The 17,945-nt window shown below is 60.5% G+C and carries 23 protein-coding genes; 21 read left to right on the top strand and 2 right to left on the bottom strand.

Annotation, left to right across the window (positions count from 1 at the left end; genetic code table 11):
• Positions 1-85: 85 nt before the first annotated feature.
• From RMET_RS31350 to RMET_RS31335, 4 genes are all read left to right on the top strand, one after another.
• Positions 86-610: a hypothetical protein gene (locus RMET_RS31350; RefSeq protein WP_017510437.1), complete on the top strand. Its 525-nt coding sequence runs from the start codon at positions 86-88 to the stop codon at positions 608-610.
• Positions 611-772: 162 nt separating this feature from the next.
• Positions 773-976 carry a hypothetical protein gene (locus RMET_RS31345; protein ID WP_231138460.1) on the top strand — a complete coding sequence of 68 codons (204 nt, stop codon included), beginning with the start codon at positions 773-775 and terminating at the stop codon, positions 974-976.
• A 103-nt stretch (positions 977-1,079) separates the two neighbouring features.
• Positions 1,080-1,559 (top strand): hypothetical protein, encoded by a 480-nt coding sequence (locus RMET_RS31340; protein WP_011239940.1) that lies wholly within the window; start codon positions 1,080-1,082, stop codon positions 1,557-1,559.
• A gap of 141 nt (positions 1,560-1,700) precedes the next feature.
• Positions 1,701-2,594, top strand: coding sequence for an N-6 DNA methylase (locus RMET_RS31335; protein WP_011239941.1), 894 nt, complete (start codon positions 1,701-1,703; stop codon positions 2,592-2,594).
• A 224-nt stretch (positions 2,595-2,818) separates the two neighbouring features.
• Here RMET_RS31335 and RMET_RS33385 read toward each other — a convergent pair whose 3' ends face one another.
• On the bottom strand, positions 2,819-3,217 hold the full coding sequence (locus RMET_RS33385) for a hypothetical protein (RefSeq protein ID WP_152560225.1): 399 nt from the start codon (positions 3,215-3,217) through the stop codon (positions 2,819-2,821).
• Positions 3,218-3,885: 668 nt separating this feature from the next.
• Here RMET_RS33385 and RMET_RS31325 point away from each other — a divergent pair.
• From RMET_RS31325 to RMET_RS31245, 17 genes are all read left to right on the top strand, one after another.
• On the top strand, positions 3,886-5,571 hold the full coding sequence (locus tag RMET_RS31325; protein ID WP_029309946.1) for a PRTRC system ParB family protein: 1,686 nt from the start codon (positions 3,886-3,888) through the stop codon (positions 5,569-5,571).
• 76 nt (positions 5,572-5,647) lie between these two features.
• Positions 5,648-6,115, top strand: coding sequence for a PRTRC system protein E (locus tag RMET_RS31320; protein WP_011239943.1), 468 nt, complete (start codon positions 5,648-5,650; stop codon positions 6,113-6,115).
• Positions 6,116-6,125: 10 nt separating this feature from the next.
• Complete coding sequence (locus RMET_RS31315) at positions 6,126-6,350, top strand: PRTRC system protein C (RefSeq protein WP_011514885.1); 225 nt, start codon at positions 6,126-6,128, stop codon at positions 6,348-6,350.
• Positions 6,351-6,440: 90 nt separating this feature from the next.
• Positions 6,441-7,580: a PRTRC system protein F gene (locus tag RMET_RS31310; RefSeq protein WP_011239944.1), complete on the top strand. Its 1,140-nt coding sequence runs from the start codon at positions 6,441-6,443 to the stop codon at positions 7,578-7,580.
• Between the two features lie 9 nt (positions 7,581-7,589).
• Positions 7,590-8,309: a PRTRC system protein B gene (locus RMET_RS31305; RefSeq protein WP_011239945.1), complete on the top strand. Its 720-nt coding sequence runs from the start codon at positions 7,590-7,592 to the stop codon at positions 8,307-8,309.
• Positions 8,310-8,311: 2 nt separating this feature from the next.
• Positions 8,312-8,953, top strand: a complete 642-nt coding sequence (locus RMET_RS31300) for a PRTRC system protein A (RefSeq protein ID WP_011514884.1) — start codon at positions 8,312-8,314, stop codon at positions 8,951-8,953.
• A complete protein-coding gene (locus RMET_RS31295) occupies positions 8,950-9,753 on the top strand; it encodes a PRTRC system ThiF family protein (protein ID WP_011239947.1) in 804 nt (267 codons plus the stop codon). Before RMET_RS31300 ends, RMET_RS31295 begins: the two co-directional genes overlap by 4 nt.
• A 194-nt stretch (positions 9,754-9,947) precedes the next feature.
• Entirely contained in the window at positions 9,948-10,652 is a 705-nt protein-coding gene (locus tag RMET_RS31290) for a hypothetical protein (RefSeq protein WP_029309947.1), read from the top strand.
• Between the two features lie 73 nt (positions 10,653-10,725).
• Positions 10,726-10,983 carry a hypothetical protein gene (locus tag RMET_RS31285; protein WP_152560226.1) on the top strand — a complete coding sequence of 86 codons (258 nt, stop codon included), beginning with the start codon at positions 10,726-10,728 and terminating at the stop codon, positions 10,981-10,983.
• 150 nt (positions 10,984-11,133) lie between these two features.
• Complete coding sequence (locus tag RMET_RS31280; RefSeq protein WP_011239949.1) at positions 11,134-11,607, top strand: outer membrane lipoprotein; 474 nt, start codon at positions 11,134-11,136, stop codon at positions 11,605-11,607.
• A 222-nt stretch (positions 11,608-11,829) separates the two neighbouring features.
• Complete coding sequence (locus RMET_RS31275) at positions 11,830-12,213, top strand: hypothetical protein (RefSeq protein WP_011239950.1); 384 nt, start codon at positions 11,830-11,832, stop codon at positions 12,211-12,213.
• A 12-nt stretch (positions 12,214-12,225) separates the two neighbouring features.
• On the top strand, positions 12,226-12,696 hold the full coding sequence (locus RMET_RS31270) for a hypothetical protein (protein WP_011239951.1): 471 nt from the start codon (positions 12,226-12,228) through the stop codon (positions 12,694-12,696).
• A gap of 243 nt (positions 12,697-12,939) precedes the next feature.
• On the top strand, positions 12,940-13,332 hold the full coding sequence (locus RMET_RS31265; RefSeq protein WP_011239952.1) for a hypothetical protein: 393 nt from the start codon (positions 12,940-12,942) through the stop codon (positions 13,330-13,332).
• A gap of 57 nt (positions 13,333-13,389) precedes the next feature.
• A complete protein-coding gene (locus RMET_RS31260; RefSeq protein WP_011239953.1) occupies positions 13,390-13,743 on the top strand; it encodes a hypothetical protein in 354 nt (117 codons plus the stop codon).
• Between the two features lie 65 nt (positions 13,744-13,808).
• On the top strand, positions 13,809-15,359 hold the full coding sequence (locus RMET_RS31255) for a hypothetical protein (protein ID WP_011239954.1): 1,551 nt from the start codon (positions 13,809-13,811) through the stop codon (positions 15,357-15,359).
• Positions 15,360-15,808: 449 nt separating this feature from the next.
• Complete coding sequence (locus RMET_RS31250; protein WP_011239955.1) at positions 15,809-16,783, top strand: DUF932 domain-containing protein; 975 nt, start codon at positions 15,809-15,811, stop codon at positions 16,781-16,783.
• A 267-nt stretch (positions 16,784-17,050) separates the two neighbouring features.
• A complete protein-coding gene (locus RMET_RS31245) occupies positions 17,051-17,422 on the top strand; it encodes a hypothetical protein (RefSeq protein WP_231138459.1) in 372 nt (123 codons plus the stop codon).
• A gap of 100 nt (positions 17,423-17,522) precedes the next feature.
• Here RMET_RS31245 and RMET_RS31240 read toward each other — a convergent pair whose 3' ends face one another.
• Positions 17,523-17,942: a bactofilin family protein gene (locus RMET_RS31240; protein WP_011239956.1), complete on the bottom strand. Its 420-nt coding sequence runs from the start codon at positions 17,940-17,942 to the stop codon at positions 17,523-17,525.
• Positions 17,943-17,945 lie beyond the last annotated feature (3 nt).

The following is a 17,945-nucleotide window of genomic DNA, read 5'->3' as shown; positions in this document are numbered from 1 at the left end:
GTTCGCCGCCAAACATTTTCAAGGCAGAAAAGCGGGCGTAGGCCGCGAAAGGGATAGAATTTCGTGCGCCTTTTACCGAAAACCCATGTCCCAAGTCACTACATCGATGGCCCGCGAGGTATCGCTCGGCAACCGCCCGAAGAACGAGCCGCAGTTCATTGCCCCAGGCGAGCCGCAATATGGCGAGATTGCGCGGTTGGACGCGTTCATCTTCAAGCGCTACCTGGACCGCGTGTTCTGGCATCCGCGGCCCGACGTTCTGCGGTTTGAGGTTCGGGCGAACCCCTCTCCCGTAGGGAGCATCTATGACGTCGTTGCAATCGTGGGGAAGGGCGAAGGCGAGGTTTGGTTCGCGGAGGATGCCGTCCCGACGCGGTGGGACTACGTCGCCATTACAGAGAGTACCGACGGGCTTGGGCGCCTGCAGCGGGAAAAAGCCAAAGCTGACGGCCGGCTTCCCGAAGACTATGTGCCTTTCGTCGGGGACGGTCCCGTGCAGGACTATTCCAATCTGGAGAACCCAGAAGAGGTCGAGCAACGTCGCTGGGCCGTGGTGAATCGCCTCCGTGAGGCAAATCGTCTCGCCCGGCACGCCGCAGGGAAGCGGTAGGCGTCGTGGTGTTGTAGGTTGTCGGAAGGCGAGGTAAGATTCGTCCGATTCTCCGCGCTACTGCGCATCGACACCTGCCGGCGTACCGGCCATCTGCTTTTCTTCCACCCATTGGGGCTTTTGTCCCCTATGGGTCATGGCTCCACTTTCTCTGGAGCCATCATGCCTGTTATCGAGACCCGTGAGACCGCCATCGCCGTTGCTGCGCTGGTCGTGATCCTGTTCGCCGCGCTGTTCTTCATCGTGACGACTGCAAGCCTCGCACTGCTGTACTTCCAACTGACCTCTCTCGCAGCGGCCGTCCTCGTGGTGGCCGCCGCCTGGGTGTTGTCGAAGTTCTCGCATCTCTCTGGCCATCTGGCCTGAGCATCGCCGCGCGCAGTCCTTTACCGGGCTCGCGCGCGGCCCCCCTCCTAACCGGGAAACGTCCCGGCCGGGGCGTTTCCCATATCCGCATAGGAAACGCACCATGTCTTACCCCAGAACTATCCGCATCGAAGTCGGCCCCGTGCCGGCGGAGGAATCGTGCGCACAGGTTGGCCACGAAGATTACAGCGAGCGCTCGCGGCGCGAGTGCGCCGTGTACATCCGCCAGCTGCAGCGGATCTTCGATAACCCCGATCCCGAGGATCTCCGATTCGTTCGTTGCGGCTTTCCGCACGAACTCGGGCGCTACCACGAAGTCGTAGCCGTCATGACGGCCGAGGGAGCGAAGCGCTTCGACGAGGCCATGCTCCCGATGCAGTGGGACCACATCGCACGCGCCGAGCTGACCTGGCTCGAGCTTCAAGGGAAATGGCGGGCGACTGTAATGGCCCGCCCGGAAGCACTCGCGCTGGTACCGGACGTGTTCCGGAGCGGCCAGATCCCGCAGTTTCCCAACCATCCCATCGCCCAATGGTGGGCCATGGGCTTCACGCCTGTCACGACGGCTTACCGTCTGCACTAATTCAGTTCTTCAACCCTGCCGGGATTCGTCCCGGAGGGTGCGTTTCCCCGGCCAAAAAAAGCCGATTGAAATGCCCCGAATACATACACAGATTGCCAGTCCCACCTCGGCCGCGTACCCATTTCTGCGTGAGCGGTTACGATGAGTCGCGCCGCCAAACGGAGGTTCGAAGGCAGTGCTAGCGAGCCGCACAAGGTCTTGCTGTCGCTCTTCAAGCAGTTCGGCCACCGATACTCGGTACACGAGGTGTTCTCCGATTTCGTGGAGATCGCAGCCCTGTCCATCAGCAATTCCGTTGATCGCCACCACGCCGAGGCTCGTGAGAAACGGTACAAAGAGATCGTCAGGCGATACGAGCGCGTGGATCGCGAGCGCTTCCCACAGATGTTTGGGGCGCTGGTCCAGACGTTCGAGGATTTGGTGCAGGGATGGGTGCCCAACGGCGACGGTCTGGCCGATGTCCTTGGTCAGACGTACATGATGCTTGAGCTCGGTAACGACAAGGCGGGGCAGTTCTTCACACCGTACCCCGTTTCGCGGCTCATGGCGCGAATGAACATAGGAGATGGTGCTCCGTTCGTCCAGCGCGATGGTTTCGTGACGCTCAGCGAGCCAGCGTGTGGCGCGGGCGGCATGGTGATTGCCTGTGCCGATGCACTGCACGATGCGGGGCACAATTACCAGCAGACGATGCACGCCACGTGCATCGATATCGATCCGCGGTGCGTGCACATGACGTATGTCCAGTTGGCGCTGCTGCACATCCCCGCGATCGTCATTCACGGCAACGCGCTGTCGGTGGAGGCCTGGTCTACCTGGTTCACGCCGGCACATGTCGTGGGAGGCTGGGGCGAGAAGCTCAGGTTTCGCCGGAGGGCCGAGGCCATGCGGGAGCTGCTCCAGAGTGCGAAGCGCGTGAATGAGACGGAGGTCGGCGACCGTGCGGCCGACGAGGCGTTTCGCGCTGACGGAACACCCATTCCCGCAGCGGCACTGCGGGTCCTTGTGCCTGACGACCAGCTCGCGCTGTTCTAACCGCAAAACACCCGCAAAATTGGCGAGCTTTCGCCTCCTGCGGGGAGCGGGTTCGACGATAAGATGATCTCTGTAGCACGACCCCGCTACAGGCTCTCTCAGATGGACCCGTTCCTACCAGCCCCTCCTTGTGAGGGGCTTTTTTTTTGAATCTTAATCTAGTCCGATACTAGTGAAGATTACAGGTTCGGTCGACAGAGGTCCTCGCGGTCTTTAAGGCGAATTCATGGGACGAGAAATAAAACGCCGCCGCCATACTGACAGTCAGCATACAACCCATCCCACACTGCGCCTTCGCCGTCGTGATTCCGAAGCTCGATGGAGAAACTAGCCCCTCCGCATCCGATAACGGTGACTTTCTGGTACTTTCCCTCGTCAGCACATTTTTTTGGGTCGCCGTAGCTGCATGTTCTTCCTATTGGAGCCATGGGTGTGAAGGCCGTCCACGGATTATTTCCCACCTTCATTCGCTGAAGACTCACGACTATGTTAGTTAGGTTCGCGAGCGCAATGATATAGTCATCTGTCGCAATTCCAACGACCGGTTCCGGCTCGCCGACATCAACAATTGGTTGAGACTTACCAAGCGCGGCTGCATTAAAGAGCGTGAAAGGTTTCGTCATTTTATAATCTCTCAGGAGCATCGGTAGATGCTAATGGTATTGCTGAAAGCCTCAATTACAGCTTGTCTATTGCATCAGAGAACGCCGATATCAATGGGGCGTCATCGACGCCCGTAGAGGAAATATTCTTTAGAGACATTACGAGTTCTCGTTTTTTATCGACAAAGACCTGTGAGTCCGCGTAATGTGCTCGGTAGAATTCGAGCATGGTGATGACTTGATGCGCCATTGTGAGAGCATTAACGTCCATAGGAGCGGCTAGTTTATGAAATCTTGTTTATGTCGGAAAAGTTTACGTCGTGGCTGGAAAATAATGAGGCCCATGGGTCGGCTTCCGTGTGTTACCGAACATAGCGTCGATGGGATAGGGCTCGCCCAGGATGGCGTAGGGCCTCGGAGTCACAGATTTGGAGGTGCGACTGCGATCCTGCGAGATCTGCTACCGGGGCCGGTATTGCTGGGGCACTTTAGCGATTGCCTGTTAAACAAAATTTAGGTATTCTTCTCGGCACCTACCGCGTCCTAGACGCATCGACCCCGCACCTTCCGGTGCCAGCTTTTGCAGTACGGTGGCCGGCCAGCATAGCCTGGTAGTCCATCCTTCCATCCCATCGGGAACCACGTTCCCGGTGCGGCAACGGGTTCCCCATTTCGCGAGAACCCAGAAAATGCAAACTCCGACCGTAGTTGTTGGCAAGATCCGTCCTGGCCGTAATCCGCGCAAGTACTTCGATCCTGCCGAAATGGCCGAGCTCACCGAGTCCGTCCGGGTCAATGGCGTGCTTCAGTCCCTCCTGATTCGCCCCGTGGAAGAAGACGAGAGCGGCCGCGAGTACGAGGTAGTTGCAGGTGAACGCCGCTACCGCGCAGCGCTTTCGGCCCACGGCGAAGACTATCCCGTTCCTGTCATCATCAAGGCCATGACCGATGCCGAAGCAGATAGCTTTGCGCTCATCGAGAATATCCAGCGTGCCGACATGGCTCCTTCCGAGGAGGCAGTGCAAGCGGCCAAGATTGTGGGCTGGCTGCAGGGGGACCGCGATGAGGCGGCTCGTCAGCTCGGCTGGTCGCGATCGACGCTCGACAAGCGCCTCGCGCTGATGAACTGCAGCGAATCCGTTCTGGAGGCGCTCAATACCCGCACGATCCAGCTGGGGCATGCCGAGCTGCTGGCGACGCTCGAGAAGGGCACGCAAGATAAGCTGCTGCCCGTCATCGTGAGCGAGAAGAAAGCAGTTGCGGAATTGAAGAAGACCATCGAGGCCGCCGCGTGCAGCCTCGAGAAGGCCATCTTCGAGAAGACGCAGTGCACGACCTGCCAGCACAATTCTTCGTTGCAGACGGAGATGTTCGGCGAGGCGATCGCGACGGGCAACTGTACCAATCGCGCATGCTATACGGAGAAGACCGACCGGAAGCTCGAAGGCATTGCCTATGGGCTGAAGGACGAGTACCAGGTCATTCGGATCGTGCGCGCGGGGGACAACGAGACCCGCGTTCAACTGCTGGTCGAGGGTCCCACTGGCGTTGGTGAGGAACAAGCCAAGGCGTGCCACGGCTGCCAGAATTTTGGCGCCGCCGTCAGTGGCCTCCCGGGCTCTCTCGGCAAGGTCTATGGCGGCCAGTGCTTCGATACCGCCTGCAATTCGCAGAAGGTCGCGGCTCGCATCAAGGCCGAGCGCGACGCGAAAGCGGCCACGCAAGCGCCCGCGAGCAGCAGCTCCTCTTCCGACAAGCCTGCTACCGCCAAGGGTGCGGCGGGCAAGGCCACTGCACCTGCAGAGAAGCCCGTTACGTCGATCAGTGAATCCGAGAAGGTGAAAGCCTATCGGACCGATGTCTGGCGCAAGGCGCTGCGCAAGGAAGTCGCGCAGAATGCCGAACTCGCCAACGCGTACCTGATCTCGATTGCCTTGCACGGGCTTGCACGTACCATCACTGGCGACACGATGGGCAAGTTCTTCGAGAAGCTTACCGAGCAGAAGGCGTCTTCTACGTTCCCCGGCTGTCTGACGGCGGTACAGGCGCTGGACCCTGGCAAGCGCCAGCAGCTGACTGTTGCAACGACGGTGGCGGCGATCGACGGGATGGACGTGACGAGTCTTCGTGACCTGTGCCGTTATCACAAGCTCGATCTCAAGCTGCACTGGAACCTGCAGAAGGCGCAGGACTTCCTCGAGATGCTCACCAAGTCGGAGATGAAGGTTCTCGCCGACGAGTTGGGTATCCGCAAAGCGCTGGGCGACGGCTTTGCCAAGCTGTTCAACAAATCGAAGCCCGAAGTCATCGCCGGCCTGCTGGCGGTGGACGGTTTCGACTACACCGGGAAGGTGCCCAAGGTTTTGGGCTTCTGACCGAACTTCACTCTTCACAGTTTGGATGGGCGCTCATGGCGCCTATCTGTCTTTCCATTTCCCCAAAGGACTCACCATGTTCACTGAATTGGTACCGCTCGTTCGCGCGAGCGACAAGGTCGTGATCACGCTCACGATGCAAGGCGACACCATGTCGGCTGTCGTCATGCCCGTTATCAAGAATGCCGCAGATGCCGCGCTGACGACGCCAGTCGTGTTGTCCGCAACGGCGGCAGAGCTGGACGCCGAGTTTGCCAACGCGGTCACGAGCGTCACGGCAGCGCATCGCTCTCTGGCGGAGCAGGCCGAAGCAACGAAGTCGATTCTCGATGCAGCCAAGACCACGCAGTCGTCCAAAGCGACGAAGGCACTGGCCAAGGCGGCGTCGGGATCGGGTTCGAGCGATGGCAACGATGACGATGACAACGATGCGGGAGAGGTTGCGGTACGCGGTAGCACTACGAAGGGCGACACGCAGACCGAAGCCAAGGCCGAACCGGGCACCATGGTGCCCTCGGGCACCGATCTCTCATCCCTGCTTTAAGGAGCCCATCATGGCACTCGAAATCGTCAAGCTGATCCGACAGTTCTCGTACAACGGCATGACGTTCATGGATCCCGGTGCTGCGTTCACGCCGGACCAGGTTCGCGATGTCTACTCCGCGCAATACCCCGAGCTGACCACCGCTGCGGTGGATGGTCCGGAGGTAAAGGACGGTGTTGCTCGATTTACCTTTGTGCGCGCTGCCGGCGCCAAGGGCGCGTATGCGCAAATCTGACTTGATGAAAGCGCTGGCGTCAGGCCAGTTCTCTTCCACTACGAAGCCGCCCGAGAGGGCGGTTTTTTTACATTCTGAGGAGACTCAACAATGCTGTTCGATCCTCGGTCGTTTGTTCCAGCGCTCGATGGAGGACAACCCGGATGGTCGTTTGCGCGACAGCATCCCGCTGCCAGACATCGACCTTCCCATGGTTTTCTGACGCTCCCGGCCATCGCGGCGGAGACCCCCGGTCGTGCGTTCCTGTCGTTCGGTGACGAGCCCGATGCGCTCGAACTTGCTCGCGCGCAATTCGAGACTGGCGTGCTTCGAGCCAGTGACGTCGTCAATCCGACCAGCGCCGCGGATGCGTTCGCGCAGGCGATGTTTGCGTGGCTGGCCGCGCGAATGCCTACCTGCCGCAGGCTGAACTTCAGCTTCTCGCTTGTCGACCTCAATGCGGCGAAGGATCAGCTGATGCAGTTTGGCTGGGATGACCAAGTGGATGCATCGCTTTACCTGGCCATCGACCTGCCTGGCGATGAGGTCTATTTCATTGGCAAGGCCCGGGCAGATGCGCTGCGTGCAGTGCATCCCTACCTGCTCTACACCGCCATGTCGCTGATCAATCTGGCCAGCTCGAAATCGTTGCACCTTCGTACACCGGATGTCTTGCTCGACCTGTTCGCGCGCTGGCACTGGGAGTACGACTGCACCCTGGCCAACGACGATGATGCGCGTGAGTTTCTCAAGAATGGCTGTGGCATGGATGAAGGCGACATCGCACGGTATCTGCCATCGGCCGTCCGTCCCGAGCTCGCGCCCGACGACGTGCTTCCACCGTTCTGTCATGCGTACCCGGAGTCGCGCAAGCTAAAGACCGTTGGCAGCAGGAAGCTCTACGAGCTGGCCCGAAGCCAGCATGGTTGGCTCAAGGATGTTTGCGTGGCGCTGGCGGAGTTGAATCTCGCGGTCAAACGACAGCGCGACCGCTCGGCCGTTGCTGACTCACAGTGGGCTGAGCCGGCCCACTCCGCGGCGACCTTGGCCTATGCAGAGTCGGACTACGTCACACAGGTGCTCGACGACCTTTATGACGGGTACGCTAACAGCGGTGACGCGACACTGTTCCAGTGCTTCATTCCCATCGCCGTTGAGCCAAAGGCGATCCGGCAGCAGTTCGAGGATTTGAGCGGCATGTTCAAGATCATCGCTGCGCTTGATCGCGTTCTCACACTTATCTCTGACTAGGAGGGCCACATGGCCGAAATCCTGACCGTGTCGCGGTCGCATGACGTGGCCCTCCAAGGGGCCATTTTGCTTTATGGGGAGGGTCCCGGACAGTTCTCGTACGCGACTGCCCATCGGATGGTGTCGGATGCCTCCGGGCGCCCGGTGATTGGCGCTGGCGTACCGCTGAACCGCATGGCTCTCATCCATGCGGTTCGGCAGGTTGCCGCGAACGCGCTGCCCAAGGGCGAGTTCCTGACACCGAATGTACTGTCGATCAGTGCCACCACTGTCACGTGGTGGTGCCCTGCGGCCTCGCGCCGCGTGTTCTTCAAGTGCGAGGAGTTCGGTGAGCGTAACGCGATCGTCGCGCATCCAGCCCTAGTGTTTCAGGCGTCGCATTCGGGCTTCAGCGTCTTTGCCCTGCAGGGCGAGGATCGCCCGGGCCCGGAGACCGCCTTGTTCGAGCCGCCTTACTTCAACACTTGGGACCACGGAAGGATCTGCATTGGCTCGGCGCAGGTGCCAAAGCAGATCGACGTGGCTTCGATCTCTGGCTGGGAGGAGGGCTTCTTCAACTCGGCCTTTACCCACCCCAATCACGGCGGCAAACGAGTCGCGTACGAACGCGGTGTCTACGCCTTCTGGAAGGACATGCTCGACGGTAAGTTTCCGGACTTTCCGAAGCAGGTTCTCGTTCCCATGAAACTCACGCTCGCGCAACTAATCGCCGGCAAACTGGACAACTAATCATGCATCCAGCTGATATGGCTTTGCAGCAGTCGTTTCCCTCGGTGATGGTGCCGCGCCACGGCGCGTTGCCGGCACTGGAGCAGGTAGGTGAGCGATTGCTCATCGCTGCTAACGGTGTGTTCCTCGAGATCGTGCGGCCGTGGCTGCGCGTTGTTCGCCGGCTCGGCGAGTTCCAGCATCAAACCGCCATCCCGTATGGCGATGCGACCGAAGTAACGGAACTGCGCTGCGGCCGCGTGCCTCCGGCGCTCATCGGTGAGTTTACCGACATGGCGCGCGCTGCGTATCCGAATGAAACCGGTGCGTTCGTGGTCTGGAATGCCCGTACCCAGCAGTTCCGCCTGGTTCCGCTGCGGATCCTGGCGCAGGGTACTGGCCACCTCAAGTACGACCGTCCCCGGCTCGGTGCCGATGATGTTCTGGTGGTCGACTGCCATTCTCATGGTCGCTACCCGGCATTCTTTTCGGCAACGGACGATGCGGATGACCGGCACGACGTAAAGTTTGCCTTCGTGATCGGCAACTGCAATGCCGCCGTGCCATCGCTGGCTCTACGCCTATGTGCCAAGGGCATCTTCGAGAACGTCGAGCGCATCCCGCACGGTTGGTACGACGCGGCGCGCGCGGAGGTGTCGGCATGACCTTCGTCCATCGCATTCCAGAGGACATGCTGCTTCGGGCCTGGCGCGTATCCGTTGTGGGCGCCGGCGGTACCGGTAGCGCATTGCTGCCAAATCTTGCACGCCTGCATCATGCGATGCTCGAGCTGGGCCACCCCGGCGGCATCGACTGCACGGTCTACGATGACGATACCGTCAGCGAGACCAACGTCGGCCGTCAGGGCTTCTATCCGGTGGACGTGGGCCAGTACAAGGCGACGTTGATCGTGAACCGGCTCAACAACCTGATGGGTACGCGCTGGGAAGCGCATACCCGGCGCGTCGGGTCGGGAGATCGCTTCGTGTGCGACATGGTGATCGGCTGCGTCGATAGCCGTGCCGCGCGCAAGGCGATTGTCGGTGCCATGCAGCGCGGTGCCGGTGGTTACTACCTCGACTGCGGCAACAACGCGGATGACGGTCAGGTAATCCTCGGTCAAATCGGTGGTAAGGCAAAGGAGCGCCTGCCGCACGTCGGTGATCTGTATCCGCAGCTGCTGGATCCGAAAGGGGACAAGGCTGATACCGCGCCTTCGTGCTCGATGGCTGAGGCACTGCAGAAGCAGTCCTTGGTGATCAACATGGCGATCGCAGTGCAGGCGTATAACCTGCTCTGGACGTTGTTCCGCACCGGCACGCTGCAGAACTGCGGCGCGTTCGTGAACCTGTTGACGGGGAGAACGAGTCCGCTGCCCGTTGATCCCGTCGTGTGGGAGCGCTTCGGCTACAAGCTTGGCGCACGCAAAGCACGAGCGAAGCGCAAGCCTGCCCAGTCTGTTTAAACAGCCATTCCCGATTTCGTCGGGAGTGGCTTTTTTCTTTTGCGCGCCGTTGCAATCGCGCGTGCCTGGCTGCTACTATGCAGCCACACCTCGCGCCTTAGGCGCATCGACTCAGTGGCCGCGGCCACATATCTTTCTCATCCCGTTGGGGCACCTGCCCTGGCGGAGTGCTCCACATCTTTTGGAGCACGTTCATGAGTCAAGTTCAATCGCCCGCAGCCTTTCGCCAGATCTTCGTGGCGTCTCTAAGGCTACCCAAATCGCTGGTCGCGATCGCATTCTCCAATGGGAAGCCATGGCAACCGCTGCGCTCCCCATTGTTCACGCGGACCGAAGGTCTCCAGTTGTGCGAGTACGTACGCGGCCTGGCTTTCGACGAAAGCCGGAATGCCTTTGTGGAGACCGCGCAAGACGGTGCAACGTGGTTCGACGCCGTGCCGCAGGTCCTCGACGGAAAGCTCGTGCAGTTCTATGCCATCGGACCGGACTGGGGCTGGCAGCTCGCCAAAGTTGACCGCGTGCCGCGCGGCGACTCGCTTTACGTGAACGTGCGGCCTGCCGCGCTGGAATGGATTCAGGCGCTGGCATCCGATGCCGACGTCGGTCTTGCTGCGTTCTGCTCCTTCCTCATCGCTAGCTATGTCGAACAGCGCATGGAGCTTAAGCACGCGCTCGACCTCTCGCGCTTCGACGCGCTGCTCTGCATTGCCAGCAAGGCGCCGGTTGGCGCCAACGTTGTGCGTATCGCTGTGGTCGCGGAGACCTGGATTGGCATTGTGGATGCGCTCGCGCATCTCAGTCCCGACCTCGCGTTCAATGCGCTGGCGCAGCGGACCCGGCGCGAGCGCATTGTCGAAGCCATTCTCGACCAGCTGGCCCGCGAGATCGGCCGCATCTGATCACAGCGGCATCTTCCATATCCACCCGCTCGGGCACTTGCCCGATAGGGCGTGCTCGTTTTAGGAGCATTTCTTGTCTCGACCTGCAAACGGCGCGACCGTGGACGATCTCGCCCGGTTCCATGCGCGATATCCCAGCATCGGCTTCCACATCGCCATGTGCGACGACGGTATGGGCGATCTTCTACCGTGCCTCGTTTTCGTACACAACGATACGGAGATCATGAACCCTCTGTTTTGCGAGGGCTATGCCAGCGATGTCGACCCCGTAATCGAGTACGGCATCCTGCAACAGGACGCCGAAGAGATCGCGTCGATCAACGGTTGCTGAAAGCACGGCAACGCTGCTAAGATTGCTCCACCTACCGCGTCTCAGACGCATCGACCTTTCCGGTTGTATAGCCGGACATCTGTTTTTCTCCCACCTACGGGCCACCCTGCCCGTAGGCATGTTGGCCCTTATTTTTTTGAAGAGGCCATCATGTTCAAGCGTATCGCTTCGCTTTTCCTTGCTTCGATCATCTTCACCGGCTGCGCAGCTCAGCAGACGTCTCCGAACAGCTATCGCAGTTCGGAAGCGCTCCGCACGGGTTCCGCGGAAGTCGTCACTGTCATTCGTCTCCGTCAGGTGACGATCATCGACAGTGACGGCTACTCGTCGGCCAACAGCGGTATCCCCGGTGTTGTCGGCGCGTTGGTCGGTGGATTGCTCGGCGCGCGTGTGATTGGCGGCGGCAATGGCCGCTATGTCGCAGGTGCGATGTCCGGTACCGTTTCCGCGGTGCTGGCGCAGGGCGTTGCCTCGCAGCTCAACCGGCGTGCAGGCGTCGAGGTCGTTGTCCGCAAGGAGAATGGCAGCCAGATCGTTCTCACGCAGGATGCCGATCAGCAGTTCACGACTGGCGAGCAGCTGTACCTCGTGTCGTCGGGTAACGGCTACCGTCTTACGCGTTAAGCGGACTCCAGTCGGAGTCCCATCTCGTTCTCTCCTGCGCGGCTTGCCGCGCGGGCCAACCTATCGCAAGCCCGAGAGGGCTTGCCCAAGCCCCGAGGCTTGGGCAAGTCGCTTTCACCCGCGTCTTCGACGCATCGACCATGTCCGGCATCGCCGGACTACCAACCCAGCTGGGACAACCGTCCCGTGGGGAAGGATGTCCCGTCCTTATCCAGGATATCCATGAAAATCCCCAAATCCTTTACCCGTCGGCATCCGTCGACCAACACCGCGGCATGCCAGGAGATCCGTCGTGATGCTTGCCGCGTTCTGCGCCGCGTCGCCGGAGACATGGCGTTGCGCCCACGCGATTTCACGATCAGGGAGCATCGTCAGCGTCGCCGCGAGGTCGACGTGTTCGCGCTGCACACCGATTCGTTGCTCGTCGAGATCAAGCATCCCGCCGGCGCCGAAGGCGGTGTGCTCATGTCGTACCGGACTTGTCGGAACCGTGAAGATTTGACCGGCGGCCGTGAAAACGCTGTCGCCGTCGAATCGTTGGCCAGCGACCAGGGCTACGCGAACCTCGTCGCCACGCTTCGCGTGGTGGCCGGGCGTCGCGGTTGAAAGGAGTACGCCATGAGTCGACTGATTAAGGTCACGTTCAACTCCACTTCCGGAGAAGAAACCACGGCGTTTGCCACGCTGCATACGGATGACACTGTCGAGCTTCCCAAGCGGATGGCGGCACGTGTCACAGCTGCGGTCGATGCCGGCGAGGGCTATGCGCTCGTGGCCCATCAACGGGGCAGTTCCGTTCCGCTGGTGCACATGGTGGACGCTGTCTATCGGCTCGACACCGAGCATGCCACCGGCGACGGTTGGCTCAGTCGGCTGGCCGACGCCCTTACCAACCCAACCAAGGATCAGATGCAGGCATATGGTCGCTATTACCATACGCTGTCCGCAGCCTGCTCCGTTGGCTTCGCTGGATACGTTGCCGGCGTGCAATCGATCAATGCCACGGTCGTGATTAACGCCGCGTGCCTACTCCTCGGTGCTGCTGTACTATTTGCGCTAGGAGCAGTCTTGGCGAAAGGAGAGAAGTGATGTTTGGACCATTTGTTCTTGGTTTTGCCTTGTGTTTGGCCGCCTTCGGCATGTGGGTTCAACGCAATGCCGATCGCCAGCGCATGCTCGAAGACCTCGACCGCAACGGCTGAGGCAATTCCTTCTCAGGAGCCGATTCGTCGGCTCACCGCTTGAACGCACCTCTCGGGGTGCGTTTTTTCGTTTTCCCTCCCACACGGGCGTCGTCCCGTCGGGGCGTCTCCCCACTAAAGGAGTATCCCGATGAGCCGTACTGTCTATGGCGCAGGCCTGGCCAGCTATCCTGCTGGCGTGCTGCTTCGTGCCAGTGTCTATTCCACCAACCTACGCCCAGCCTTCTCACTGGTTTGCGCCGATGACCAAATGCCCTACGGCGTGTTGTCGGTGAACCTGCCCGATGCCAATCTGGCCGACGACGAGTTCCTCGTTACGGGCGACTGGAATCTGCCAACCGATCTCAAGGCTGCCTTGCTTGAGACCGGCAAGTTCGTGCAAACCGGCCGTTGGAACCAGGTCGGGTTTGACCAGGGTGAAGTCTGGCGCATTGTCGACGCCGAAATCCTTACGGAAGTCGCTGCGGCACGGGTCGTGGCCAGTCGCAGCAGATCCGATCGGCGCACCGCTGCGGTTGCCTGACCCCTTCCTTAACCCTTGCGGGCCCATCCCGCAAGGCGGTGGGCCTGGGAGACCCCTATGCCCATCACCATCGACGGCGCCGGCCTGGCCGGATCGCCTGGTCCATTGCGCATCGCAGTGGAACTCTATGCCGTCAACGATCGCGCTGCACTGTCGCTGGTCGAAACGAAGACCGGCGATCTCTACGAGACTTTCACGAGCAACGTCCCCAGCGAAACGCTTGCGGACAATGAGGTGATCGTCTGCCTGTGGCGCTTGCCTATGTCCACCGTGGTCGCGCTGCTCGATTCGGATTGTTTCGAACCGACTCGAACGCTTGCCGTAGGCAACGCTCGCGGGGCCGTCTGGCGCATCACTTCTGTCGACCTCCTGCAGGCAATCCACGACGCGAAAGCGGGCGTGCCTGCATAGGTCATTCTTTTCCAACCCATTCGGGGCATGTCCCCGAAGGGGCATGCTCCGTCCTGGAGCTCCCCATGTACGTGATTCATATCGGCCAACGCGCCGAGCATCGCACCACGCTCGCCGGCGTGCTGCAGTACCTGAATGAAGATAGAGACGGGAAGGCAGCGCCACGCGTCGAAGATATCGCAGTGCGCCATGTCGAACGCGGCGCAATTCCAGTGGTTCGACTGGCCGGCGGAAACTTTGCCGTTCGACCCGTTGGCACGCGGCGGGCCATCCTTTCGATGATCCTCGACGAGGTGGATCGGTTTATCGTTCGTGTCGGCGGCAAGATCCTGCGCCCACACGAGATGAGCCGCGCCGCCTGGGGCGCCGTGGTGGCCGCTGGCCGCTTGGCGTATTTCCCCGAGGAGGCTATCGACATGTCTCACGACGATGCAGGTCCGCTGTTCCAGACGGTAGATCTGTTTGAGGATCGCGGAGCGTTCGATATCGCAGGCTTCGTTTGCGGTGAATTTGTCCGCCGCTTCGGCTATGGCACGAATGGCCCGCTGTATCACCCGGCCGCGAGTCCCAACTGCCGGCATGAGGTACATGTCGCCTACGCGCTGATGCGCGGAGAGAAGGTGCGGGATTGCATCATCAATACCTACCGCGACAATCCGCACCATGCGCGGTCCGAGTTCTGGATGCAGCCCTTGATCGAAGTGCCGGCCCTGCGAGGAGCCCTGTCGTCCAGCGTGCTGCAAGCGCTCTGCCAGGTCATGCGCGGGGAGAAGCTGGAGATCACGCCGCACAACGCTCCCAGACTGCTCGCAGCAGTGCGTAACGTGCCGAGTGACGGTGGCTACGTGGCTGTCGATGACGCTCTTTTCGCGGCCGGAATTGTTCCTCCGCGGACGATGCCCACGCCCAAGCCCCTCGAAGGTGAGAATGCACGGCCGGCCACCAAACTGGCGGCGCGAATCCACGGTCTGATAAGCGAGCGGCAGTACCAGGAAGCCATGAAAAAGGCGGCTGAGGAGCGCGAAGGGCAGAAAATCAGCCAGCGCGAGTTTGATCGTCAGACCAAGGCGGCCGCAATCTACCGGGCCGGTTATGGATACGATTGGGCCAACCGGGTGGCGCTCGCGGTCATGGAGCGCAATGTTGCGGCAGTACTCCACATCTTCGACGGCCCCAAGGACTGGAATACCGACTCTAAGCGCGCTCTGCGTGACGAACTCGGTGTCGATGTCTTGCAATGCAGCGCGGCAGAGCGCCGTCGTCGGCTTTTCGAGCTATGTGGGTTCTCAGTAGACGAGCAAGCGCAATGGGAAGCACATGAAGCCATCGACAAAGCGCGCAAGCGCGCTGAACGTTCGATGGCCGATGCAATATCGTTGGCGGAAAGCACGACCTACAGGCTCGAGACCGGTCAGCAAATGAACGGACGCGAGTACGTCGATTTCTGCATCGAGGCCGGCTTTACCCAGCTCGTCGACGAGCGTCGGGGCAATGTCACGCGCTACCGTATCTATGATCCGGTGAAGCGCATGTCGCGGCCGTTGCGTGCAAAGGACGGCACGCTCAACTATGCGCGGGCACGCATTGCGCAAATCGCCCCCGAGGTGACCGCTTGATTGTTTGCCCCCAGCCGAATCCGGCTGGGGGATATTCTCGATTTGGCTATCAAAAATCCGTAGCTTTCGCAGGCTCGGCTCAAGATTCTTGCGATAGGCTTTCCCGTACCACCAGAGCTTTGTTTGCAGTGAATACGTTCAGTCCAAACAAAGTTTTACCCGCGTCTCCGACGCATCGACCCTACGCCGGCACCGCCGGCCATCTCTTGAAACCGCCCACAGGGAGCATTCCCTGTCGGGACGGCTCCGTGGGCATCTTCCCGATCCCCATGCAATCCACCTTGCTGTAGCCACACGGCGCGTTGTCATTTGTCGCCGTAGGCGGTTCATGGCGAGCGTCGCATCCCCGACCGCGCACAAGCACGGTCTCCATTTCTTTCTCCCTTCATTTCCACCTTCGAGCGTCAGCACAGCCTGTCGCTCGCATTCCCATTTTTAGGAGCAATTTTATGTCCCATCTGGTTCAAACCATGGCGTACGCCGGCGCAACCCCCTGGCACGGTCTGGGCAACCGCCTGGCGGAGCATCAGCCCCTCGAAGTCTGGGCCGAAGCCGCCGGCATGAACTGGCGCATTGAGGAGACCAACGTTATGTACCGCGTTGGTTCCCATGACCTGGATCCCATCCAGTCGTTTCCCGAGCAGAAGGTCCTGTACCGCTCGGACAACGGCAAGCCGCTGTCGACGGTATCTCAGCGGTACCAGGTTGTTCAGCCTGCAGAGATCCTGGAGTTCTATCGAGACCTCGTGCAGGTGGGCGGCTATCAGCTCGAGACTGCAGGCGTGTTGAAAGAGGGTCGCAAGCTCTGGGCGCTCGCCCGTACGGGACAGTCAGCGCTCCTCAAGGGTGGTGACGAGGTCCGTGGCTACCTGCTGCTGGCCACGGCCTGCGATGGCACGCTGGCGACCACGGCGCAGTTCACCTCGGTCCGCGTGGTTTGCAACAACACGCTGCAGATCGCGTTGGGTCGCAATCGTGGCGCCGTCAAGGTGCCGCATCGTAGCCAGTTCGATCCGCGTGCGGTGAAAGAAGAGCTCGGCATTGCCATTTCGTCGTGGGATGGTTTCATGGCCAACATGCACAGCCTCGCAGACCGTAAGGTCAGCAAGGCCGAGTCCGAGCGGTTCTTCCAGCGCCTCTTTACCTATTCCTCGGCGAGGGATGGTGCCGATGCGCCTGCAAGAATGAACGAGCGTGGCCTGAAAGCCGTGCTGAGTCTTTTCGACGGGGCCGGCCGCGGCGCTGCGCTGGAGTCTGCATCGGGCACTGCTTGGGGCTTGGTGAACAGCGTCACCGAGTACGTCGACCACCAGCAGCGAGCCCGCTCGCCGGGTAATCGGCTGGACTCTGCATGGTTCGGCGCGGGCGCATTTCTCAAGCAGCGCGCCTGGGACGCAGCCCTCGAACTCGCGGAGATTGCATAAGCAACTTCGAGCGTCTCTTCTATCCGCCCTCAAGCGAGCCGCTCCGTTGCCGTTGTTTGGTAATGGAGTGGTCGTTTCAGGTCTTAAAGCCCCGGCACAGCCCGGGGCTTTTTTCTTTTGCTCGTTGCCATGTTCCACATTGATTTCTATTCACGTTATCCGCGATGGCTGTTTCGCGGAGGCGATGCCGCAATCGCCGGGCTACGGGGCGAGTACGTTTGCCGTAGCACGGCAGGGAACAGGGTGCAGCGAGTACAGGACCGACTCATGCACCAAACCATTGAACTATCCAGCCTGCAGAAGGAGCGGTTCACCGGGCAATATACCTCTTGGCTCGTCCAGACCCGCGATCGCCTGACTACCCTCAGTTACGATACGTGGATGGACTTGCGATACCAACAGAATCGGGGCGCGTCAGCTAGTTTCAGTCAAGGCGCCGTTGTCTTCGATCTGATACATGGGGTGCTTTACGAAGTCAGAGGCAAGGATCGGCTCCGACGGATTTTCCGCATACAGTTGGATGGCGATTTTCCCTACCTGTCCTTCAGGGATCCCGCCAATGCCATCGATTTCCCCTGGATCACGTTCCCAGGTGTGTTCACGCAAGCGGAGCTGATGACGCTGCGGCGTGTCTATTAAACAAGAAGGCCCGGCAACTGACGTTGCCGGGCCTTTTGTCTTTGAAAGAGTGGTCTCAGACGGTCGCTTTCGCGTTTTTTGAAAGGAACATGTTCCTTCCTTACGCCGCAGTACCGGGGACCTCCGGGTCATCGATGTGGATAGCGGGCGCATCCTCCTTTTGGGGGGACGCCACGTAGCCCACAGCGGGCACCCGAGTGATGGAGCTGCCTTCAAGCGTCACGTTTTCGCCCAGCCGGATGGTCCCGGCGTAGAAGATGCGGCCGATCACGCGGCCGTTGATCTTGAGGGAGACCCGACTCTTGACGTCACCTTCTACGGTGCCGTCGATGATGATGTGTTCGCCTTCCACGTCGCCATGGACGACCCCGCCACGACCGATATGCAACAGGCCGTGGCTGGCCCTGACGTTGCCGGTAACGAGGGCGAGGCAGGTGAAGCCGTCCTCCGAAACGAGATCGCCGTGAATGCTCATGCCGGCGCGCAGGACGCTGAAAGTTGGAGTACTTGGCATCGTCATGGG

It is taken from the genome of Cupriavidus metallidurans CH34, assembly GCF_000196015.1.
Taxonomy (GTDB): domain Bacteria; phylum Pseudomonadota; class Gammaproteobacteria; order Burkholderiales; family Burkholderiaceae; genus Cupriavidus; species Cupriavidus metallidurans.
Note: the sequence above shows the minus strand (reverse complement) of the source record. Positions and strands in the feature narration are given on the sequence as shown.